This window comes from Bacillus sp. 05T31, from assembly GCF_056396725.1.
On sequence record NZ_JBFTMA010000490.1, the window covers coordinates 1 to 8,977 of the forward strand.

Sequence of the window (8,977 nt, forward strand, 5' to 3'; positions counted from 1 at the left end):
TCACCTTATAGGTCTGTCGATCAAGGATGACGTTCCCTAAATGGATCTTCTGCGTGGAGCCAATCTTGTATCGTTTGAGTAGTGCCCTAACACGAACCGTCAACTCTAACGGATCGAATGGTTTGGTTAAATAATCGTCCGTCCCAAGTTCGAAACCTTTCACTTTCTCCCATGTTTCTCCTCTCGCAGTCAGCATAAGTAAAGGTAAATCAGGATTGGCTCTTCGGAGCTCCTTGCTTAACGTCCAACCATCCATAATCGGCATCATAATGTCAAGTACGACAAGATCGACATTCGTTGAGATGTAGACGGCCAGTGCTTCCTTGCCGTCCGCTGCTTCAGCTGTTGCGAATCCGTCGTTGCGTAGAAATAAACAGACGAGTTCGCGAATGTTCGCATCGTCGTCAGCAACTAGTATAGTAGGCATCGGTTCCCTCTTTTCCCTGTTTTCCACCGCATTATTTCAAGTAATCATTATACTATAAATTAACACGTATGTTGATTAACCAAAGTAATACAGTTTCTTGATTTATCGACCTGTAGAATTCAAGTGTTTCTTTCAAACTAATTTGCCACTCAATTGACAAGGCTTCACAAAGAAACAGGCGTGTGAAACCTGCAAATGACAAGCGTTTATTTTGTCTTTTGGCCTTGTGCACGAAGAAATTTCAGCAAAGCATAGGCAATTATAGCTGTGAATAACTGATTGAACAACGCATTGGATGTTGTGCCAAACAATACGGGAACGTTCAAATTCAGCTAAATCCAGCGGAAAAATGATTCAATTGCCCAGCGCGATTTGTACATGGCGGCGATTCCTTCGGACAGATAGATTGGTAGAACACGCGTTTCCAAAACTACTCCAGTAATTACACCATCTGAAATAACACGTCCCATACCCACTAATTATTTTTCATCAAATGCGTAAATGGCGTATCAACTTTGATTGCACATTCGTTCCAAATCATTACTTGTTAATTTAAGTGAATTCCATCATAAAGATTCATATAGGTTTAGTAATTAGTCAAAGTTATTAGGGTGTTCTGTCGTATAATTTTTATATATTACCATATAATTACTTCCTGATTTTTGTATATTATAGTTCTACATCAACACATAATATATAACTTTTTCTCATTGCTTATTGAACTAATCTGCTCCGTTCAAGAAGAACCMTATCAGTTTAAATAACTCAGATTTTGGCAAAATTAAATTGATTCAAATGATACCCACCTTTTAGTAATCTCAGAAAATTTCTTAGTCGCGAGTGAGGTTGGTTTTCTTATAGCTAATCCAATAGTTCGATAGCTATCACTTTCAAGTGGAATGGCTGCAAAAGAATTTTTTGATGTTGGTATAATCATTTCTGGCAATATACTAATTCCTAGATTATTCTCCACCATGGAGATCACTGAGTATTCATTCATATTTTCGAATCGAATATTGGGGCTAACTTTATTCTCCCTAAATATTTTTTGAATATCATCATAACACTGATATGTTGGCATAATAAAAGGTACATTTTCTATTTGTTGCATTGATACTTGGTTTTCCTTACATAATGGGGATTGGTTAGATACAACACATAAAAGTCGATCCCTCTTCAATTGTACGATTTCAAAGGATTTTTCAAGTGATTTAAAGTAAGTATCATTATTAATAAATCCACAATCTAATCTCCCGTTTTGTAACCAATTCTCAACCTCAGCATAGTTTCCTTCCAGTAATTCGATTTCAATATTTGGAAACTTTTCCTCCATTTTTTTAAGAATACCAGGAATCCAGTTTTTAGAAACACTCGAAAAAACCCCCACTCTTACTGTTCCTTTTTGGAACCCATTGATAGCGGCTACTTCCTGCTTCAGCATGTTGTTATAGTATAAAATTTTCCGAACGGTAATTAAAAGCTCCTCTGCATTTTTGGTCAATGTTAAAGTAGAGTGATTACGAATAAATAAAGGAAAGGAAAACTCTTTTTCCAAACTGCTAATTGCATGACTTACAGCAGATTGGGTGAAACCTAACACTTCTGCAGCTTTTGTAAAACTATTGAGTTCTGCCACTTTGTTAAATATTTCATATTTTGTTAAAGTCACTATGGTCCTCCTCATGAATTTTATTCATGTCTCCATTATATTTCTTCGTTTTATTTAATGCCATTACCAACATACAATAAGTGCATGCTCTATTATATGCCCCTTGACAAGGGATGTATTTTTTATGGAAGGATGAAGTGAAATGCAAAAAATTTTAGTTACAGGTGCTGCAGGTAAGATTGGCCAAGATGTTACAAGGTTCCTAGATAAGCAAGGGAATTACCAGTTACGGCTAGCAGATATTAACTTATCTGCTTTAGAAATTTTTAAAGATACAAATCATGAAATCATATATTTAGATGTTTCTGATTTAGCTGCTTGTCAAGAATTTACGAAAGGTATAGATATAGTTATACACTTGGCAGGTAATCCTTCGCCAAATGCTGATTTTTATGGCTCCTTATTAGAAAATCATATAAAGGGAACCTATAATATTTTTAGAGCTGCTAGTGATAATAATGTATCCAAAGTGATAGTTGCTTCCAGTGCTCAAACAATTGAAGGCTATCCTTTGGATTATCAACCACATGCTTATTCACCCACGAGACCCAAAAATATGTACGGGGTAAGTAAGTGTTTCGCAGAGGCTGTTGCTTCTTACTTTGCTTATGAAGAAGGGTTACAAAGTCTTGCTATTCGTATAGGTGCATATGATGATTATAATCCATATGGTAAACCACTAACAGCTAGAGATATGAGTGCATACTTAAGCCCAGAAGATTTTATGGACCTTCTCTTAAAGTCGATGACGGCAAAGAACTTACCTCCATTTTCAATTTTACATAACAAAATTTCCTTAATCACAAGGCTTTAAAAGTAACCTATCCATAGTGATATTAAAGTTACTACTAACAGGGCAAGAAGAAATATGATATTTCGAATCCACTTTTGTATATCATCAAAATACCGTTCTATAAATGCAACGTTGATATAAAACATGAGAAATACAACAAAGAAGGTAAAGTTACCAAATTTATCATTCAATTTTTCATTAGTAAATGTGCTTACATGAAGGAATAGTAAAGCAAAAGTTACTAAGAATAACTCAAATAGCCTTTTTTTGCTTACGCCACCACCACTCTACAGTAATTTCCTTTCGTTTTATTTTATCTGAACGTAGTGTGTAGCAGACTATGAATATTATACTTATGTAAAAAAAGGCTAACAATTCAAGATTGTTAGCCTTAATCGCGCCTTTTAAAAGAATAACTCAATACAACAAATGACTGATTCTTCAACTTGTAATATATTCTCCTTTAATTACAAAAAACGAACCTCGAATTGTTCCAGCGAGTTTAGACTTCTGTCTAGCAAACTTAAACTTCTCTACTAACTCCGTTGGTATCTCCATTCCCTCAGAAAGCTTAAATCCAACAGCCCGCTTCTTTGGGTTATCCAACGTATACATGACGTTGACTGCAAGACCATCCTCATAGAAGACATAGGAAAAATTAATATTTTCCACTTGAAAACACGATGTTTCTAAAGGTTTTGCCGCAAACCCAATATCACGTTCTTCTTTCAAAATGCGGTTCACATAATCAAGAGTCTTCTCGCTTTCACTAGCTGGTACAACCGTAAATTCATGCTTGTATTTATTCATAAAGTAACGTGCTTCATGGGCACGTAAACCAGCAAGTGCTTCTGCTACAGGTGAAGACTCCATGCCAGCTGTAGTTACGTTTTTAAAATCAACTATATTGGACAATTCCATCTCTCCTTTTAACACTTTACTTCCTAACAACTGGAATCCATATTTCACCAAATACTAAGCCGTTTCGCTGCCCCATCTCAACTGTTGTATTTGGCCCACCAACATAGGCAAAATCTTTTACTTCTGCTAATGCTTGACCAAATGCAATACCAGTAAGCTTATTACTTAGCTCCTCAGCTGTATTGCCTTCCCCTTTAACTACTAGGTATTCTCCCCTCGGAAACTGGATAACTCTAGATTCTTCTTGTATCRTTGCCTCTGTCATGACACCAGCGTAATACATCATCTTGTTATTCACCGCTTCACTCACAGAAAAAATGTAATCATTTGTAGCTAAAGCTTTTAAAGTGTCCAACCTTCCATCTTGTTCGACGGCTAGCCAAAAGTCTGCCTTTTCCTTGTTTATGCCCGCAAAGTCTGTATAGTGGCTCTTAAGTTCAGTTCCAATACCTAACACGATAAAGCTATCTTTTTCTTCTATTGTATAATTTTTCATATTTAAAACCTTCCTCACTTTTAAATTAATCAAACGATTTATCTTTTCACTTGATGAGTTTATAATATCTTTAAATCATGTCAAAAAATGATACTGTTTAGGAGACCAACATGAAAAAAGTTGAACGGATTAATACGATCATGCGCTTCCCTATCTAAAGAGTCGTCAGTCTTTAGCCGAAAAACTACTAGGACTCATCTCAGAAATCCAGCAGGATGACCTTGTTCTTTTAAATCAAATCTTGCTTTTTGAAGGGACTAACCCTCATAATCCTGACCTACTTGAGCTTTCTGACCTCCCCCATCCTATGTTAGAAAAACTCATCCAAATCCTTCTTTTAGATAGCCATTTATTGATTACCGTAAAAGAAGAGGAGGAAACCAAGTCTTATCCAATTTATCTACTRCACCTTTATCAAGAAAAAAGCCATTGGATAATTGAAGGCTTTGACATAAAAGAAGAAAAAAAGAAGATGTTTCTTGTCGATCATCTCATTAATGTCGAACCCTATACGATGAAAAAGAGATTAAGTAAGAAAAAAATTTCAGAAAAACTAAGTAAGAAGGACGAAGCAATCAACCTTGTACTTGAACTTGGTCCAAAAGCGATTACCCAGTTCAAAAAATACCATCCTATAAAAATTTCTATTTCCTATACAAATCCTTACCAATCCACAGCCATTCTAAAAACTTTTATCAATGTTAACAATCTCGATGAATTGATAGAAATAACAAATTGGCTACTTTTCCTAGGTAAAGATATCAAAATCAGGGAAGTTCCTGAAGAAGTGTTAGAAGGTTTAAAAGAGAGATTATGTTTATACTGCCCATAAGCAGTGGCCAGTTAAACCCAAAATAATATTGAGTTTGACTAGATGCCAGTTACCTCTATTTAAATACCTAGTAAAAACATTTTATTCGCTACCGCTACTTTAAACGCTCTTCTAAGAATAACGCCAACACAAAAAAAGACATGAACTAATCTTTGTTCATGTCTTTTTATATTAGAGTTTAACCCTCATAAAACAGCTTGTTTAAAATTCGAATATGGACTTATCTTATCCATAATCTCTTTCATTCTTTTTTCATATCCCTCTATTTTAACACTTGAACTAACAATAGCGAATTAGAATAATGACTTAATACTTGCTAGGACAGTAAGTATACCTACAACAATGACAAACACATTGCTCATTTTCCCTCTGTATTTAGCTAGTACTGGTACTTTACGAATCGCATACATTGGTAATAGACATAAGATAGCAGCAACTAACGGACCGCTAAGGGCATCAATRATTCCAAGAATACTTGGATTTGYATAAGCAACATACCARCATGTTAATACRACAAAAGTAAGRATCATTGTCTTAAYTGTTTTTTCTCCTATAWCTTTYCCACGTGTTTTACCGGACTTGATAATCATRTCACGCATTACYTCATAYGCTCCTATATAATGGCCAAGGAAAGAYTTTGTWATAGCCACAAAMGCAATGATAGGAGCTACAATAGTGATTACAGGTGAATTAAGCTCATTAGCAAGATACGATAGGATTGATAAGTTTTGTTCTTTAGCCATCATAAGATCTTTTGGAGTTAAACTCAGTGCACTGCTCCAAACAAAGAACATAACAACGACGAATGTCATAATATAACAAACTTTTTGTATTTGAGCACATTTGGCATCAGTAGCTTCTATTCCATAGGTAGCTCTCTGTTTCATAACAAATGACGAAATAAGAGGAGAATGATTAAATGAGAATACTATGATTGGCAGTATCATCAATATCACTCCAAAATACCCTGTTCCTGTTGAAGCAGTAGAAACGCTTGAAAAACTAAGCATTGACGTATTCCATTGTGGAATTAAAGATATTGAAATAAAAAGTAAAGAAGCTATGAAAGGATATACTAGCATGCTCATTACCTTTACAATGATATCTTGACCAAAGTTTAGTATAGCGATAAGACCGAGTACTAATATAAGCGATAAAATGGCCCTTGAAGGCTCCTTCATATGCAATTGATGCACGATAAAACTACTTGCAGTATTTGTAAGTGCAACCGAATACATCAGCACGATCGTATAAATTGAAMCGAAATATACTATGTTAAAAATTATACTTGCCTTATTTCCGAAATACTCTCTTATTGTGCCTGTAATCCCCTCATCAGCAGAATTAGAAGCGTATATCATTTTAGCAAGTGCCCTATGTGAGTAATACATAACAGGAAATGCAAGTATCGTAATTAACAGTAATGATAATAAACCTCCTGAACCTGCATTAATAGGTAAAAAGAGTACTCCTGCTCCAATTGCTGTTCCAAAAAGGCTCAATGCCCAGGTAGTATCTTGTTTATGCCACTTTTTAGGATCTAGATATTTCTCATTTTTCACTGCAGTATTTTCAGCTTGAAATTCTATTTTTTTTGCAGTATTCCCATTCATATAATAAATCCCCCTTGTATCCTATTYTTACGTCTCTTTTTAGGCTTAAGAATATAGASCATTCTTAAAAAATGAACCGCTTACTWGATGCACCATATTGTAAACGATTCCACCTAAAGCTGTCTCTCTTAATGTGCGAGGCATTTATCCTCCAACCCTATACTTCGTCAGCATTGATGATATTGTTTACACCAGCTAATACGATGTCCRCTGCTACTAAACTATTTTGAAGAAATYCYCCTTCTGGTCACACACCTTTCTGYAATTAATCGTTTCAGTYTGTCCAAYTTTAAAATGTTTGATATTTTCTTCGTAGGTAATCGGTTACCTCTCGACGCCCTCATTATAACGTTTATATTTGCGAGTCTAATATTTTTTTATTTTTAGAAAGACAGAATAAACAGAATTATGAATAGATAATAAATTACAATTGGTATGTAGCAATTGTGTCTATTTTTTGAAGCTGTATTAGTTAATAGAAAAGTAAACATAATACAGAGTTCCTTTCGTTAACACATTGATTATATTAGGAACTCGTTATAAAGATACTTATATTTCCCTTTGCTTTCACATCTTATCTTTGACATGAAGCTGTTGTAATAAATAATACACATTGATGTAAAGGAATAAATTTAGAAAACATAAAATTATTATCATGAATTTTCATTACATATAACGAATTAATATTCATTTTTCAGAAAAGAAGAACTTTTTCAAAAGAGCCTACGCACCTTATATAATGGTTATCATGTTAAGCCTGTTAAAAGAATTACACCATAAGTTTCCATTTACTATATGTAATATTTATTAAGTGTAGTTTTTTCTAAATATGCATAATTGCATATTTAGAAAAAGAGAGTATACTTTTGAATTGTGTAATAACCGGCGAAGAAGTAAGCGATAACCATAATGCCCACACACCAAGCAAGTGCAATCCAAATATCGTTGCCAACAGCCCCTTCATATAAGAGGGCACGAATCGCATTCACGATTGAAGTCACAGGCTGGTTTTCAGCGAACGCACGAACAATTTTTGGCATAGTTTCGGTAGGAACAAAGGCCGAACTAATAAAGGGCAGAAAAATTAGTGGGTACGAGTAGGCTGTCGCCCCTTCCATAGACTTCGCTGTCAACCCAGGAATGATAGCCAACCATGTCAGCGCCAGCGTAAACATCCCGAGTATTCCAGCTACCGCGAGCCAATCCAGAATATTAGCACTGGAACGGAAGCCCATTAAGAGCGCAACAAGAATAACCACCACGATAGTAAGCACATTAGCAACAAGTGATGTTAATACGTGAGCCCATAATACCGACGAACGCTTGATAGGCATAGTAATGAAACGTGCCATCAGCCCGCTCTTTACATCCGTAAACAACCGTACGGAAGTGTAAGCGACACCGGATGCGATAGCCATCAGTAAGATTCCCGGCAATAAATAATTGACGTAGTTATCCGTTCCTGTCTTTATGGCGCCGCCAAATACGTAGACAAACAACAGCATCATCATAATCGGCGTAATCGCTACCGTAATAATTGTATCTGGACTGCGCATGATGTTGCGCATTAAGCGCCCTAATAATACCCCTGTTTTGCTCTTCATTTACATCTCCTCCTTTTTGCCAATGATCGCAAGGAAAATTTCTTCCAATGTCGGCTGCTTTTCGATATACTCCACTTTTGTTGGCGGGAACATCTCTTTAAGTTCTGTAAGAGTACCAGTCGTAATAATTTTTCCRCCATGCAAGATAGCGATACGGTCCGCCAGTTGTTCGGCTTCCTCSARGTACTGRGTCGTGAGCAAGATGGTTGTGCCGCCGCCGGCAAGTTCCTTGACCGTATCCCACACTTCAATCCGCGCTTCGGGGTCAAGCCCTGTCGTCGGTTCATCGAGAAAAATGACTGCTGGCGTCCCAATCAAGCTCATGGCGATATCAAGCCGGCGCTTCATCCCACCTGAGTACTGGTCTGCCCTCTGGTTGGCTGCATCAGTCAGGCTGAATCTTGCAAGCAAATTATCAGCGACTTGAGCAGGACTAGAAACTCCACGCAAATTGGCAATCATTATCAAGTTTTCTCTCCCCGTGAGCATACCGTCTAAAGCTGCAAACTGCCCTGTCAGACTAATACTTTGACGAACATGATCCGATTGACGCTGAACGTCAAAACCACAAATACCTACTTCGCCGCCACCTTGCTTCATCAGCGTCGAGAGGATATTGACT

General features: G+C 36.4%; 7 protein-coding genes and 5 pseudogenes. 2 read left to right on the forward strand and 10 right to left on the reverse strand.

The window, feature by feature from the left end:
- From AC1DJR_RS22590 to AC1DJR_RS22600, 3 genes and pseudogenes are all read right to left on the reverse strand, one after another.
- On the reverse strand, positions 1-427 hold a 427-nt coding region (locus AC1DJR_RS22590; RefSeq protein ID WP_477003553.1), incomplete at its 3' end, for a response regulator transcription factor.
- 386 nt (positions 428-813) lie between these two features.
- Positions 814-1,071 (reverse strand): annotated as a pseudogene (locus AC1DJR_RS22595) (GNAT family N-acetyltransferase); the annotation flags it as partial.
- 137 nt (positions 1,072-1,208) lie between these two features.
- Positions 1,209-2,096, reverse strand: a complete 888-nt coding sequence (locus AC1DJR_RS22600) for a LysR family transcriptional regulator (protein ID WP_429692294.1) — start codon at positions 2,094-2,096, stop codon at positions 1,209-1,211.
- 142 nt (positions 2,097-2,238) lie between these two features.
- Between AC1DJR_RS22600 and AC1DJR_RS22605 the strand changes: the two are divergent.
- Positions 2,239-2,880, forward strand: a pseudogene (locus AC1DJR_RS22605) (NAD-dependent epimerase/dehydratase family protein); the annotation flags it as partial.
- Positions 2,881-2,906: 26 nt separating this feature from the next.
- Here AC1DJR_RS22605 and AC1DJR_RS22610 read toward each other — a convergent pair.
- The 3 genes and pseudogenes from AC1DJR_RS22610 to AC1DJR_RS22620 all read right to left on the reverse strand — a co-directional run.
- A pseudogene (locus AC1DJR_RS22610) lies at positions 2,907-3,164 on the reverse strand (DUF3963 domain-containing protein); the annotation flags it as partial.
- Positions 3,165-3,330: 166 nt separating this feature from the next.
- Positions 3,331-3,840 (reverse strand): phage tail protein, encoded by a 510-nt coding sequence (locus AC1DJR_RS22615; protein ID WP_429687251.1) that lies wholly within the window; start codon positions 3,838-3,840, stop codon positions 3,331-3,333.
- Positions 3,827-4,306, reverse strand: coding sequence for a GyrI-like domain-containing protein (locus AC1DJR_RS22620; protein ID WP_477003554.1), 480 nt, complete (start codon positions 4,304-4,306; stop codon positions 3,827-3,829). Before AC1DJR_RS22620 ends, AC1DJR_RS22615 begins: the two co-directional genes overlap by 14 nt.
- 145 nt (positions 4,307-4,451) lie before the next feature.
- Between AC1DJR_RS22620 and AC1DJR_RS22625 the strand changes: the two are divergent.
- Positions 4,452-5,138: pseudogene (locus AC1DJR_RS22625) on the forward strand (WYL domain-containing transcriptional factor); the annotation flags it as partial.
- 293 nt (positions 5,139-5,431) lie between these two features.
- Here the strand turns inward: AC1DJR_RS22625 and AC1DJR_RS22630 are convergent.
- The 4 genes and pseudogenes from AC1DJR_RS22630 to AC1DJR_RS22645 all read right to left on the reverse strand — a co-directional run.
- Complete coding sequence (locus tag AC1DJR_RS22630; RefSeq protein ID WP_477003555.1) at positions 5,432-6,751, reverse strand: aromatic amino acid transport family protein; 1,320 nt, start codon at positions 6,749-6,751, stop codon at positions 5,432-5,434.
- A 147-nt stretch (positions 6,752-6,898) separates the two neighbouring features.
- Positions 6,899-7,056 (reverse strand): annotated as a pseudogene (locus tag AC1DJR_RS22635) (L-serine ammonia-lyase, iron-sulfur-dependent, subunit alpha); the annotation flags it as partial.
- Between the two features lie 540 nt (positions 7,057-7,596).
- Entirely contained in the window at positions 7,597-8,355 is a 759-nt protein-coding gene (locus AC1DJR_RS22640) for an ABC transporter permease (RefSeq protein WP_477003556.1), read from the reverse strand.
- Positions 8,356-8,977: ABC transporter ATP-binding protein (locus AC1DJR_RS22645; RefSeq protein ID WP_477003557.1), on the reverse strand; the 622-nt coding region annotated here is incomplete at its 5' end.

What these genes read in the sequence shown, in the direction of transcription:
- AC1DJR_RS22640 (WP_477003556.1), bottom strand. Translation starts at nt 8,355, where the DNA reads ATGAAGAGCAAAACAGGGGTATTATTAGGGCGCTTAATGCGCAACATC.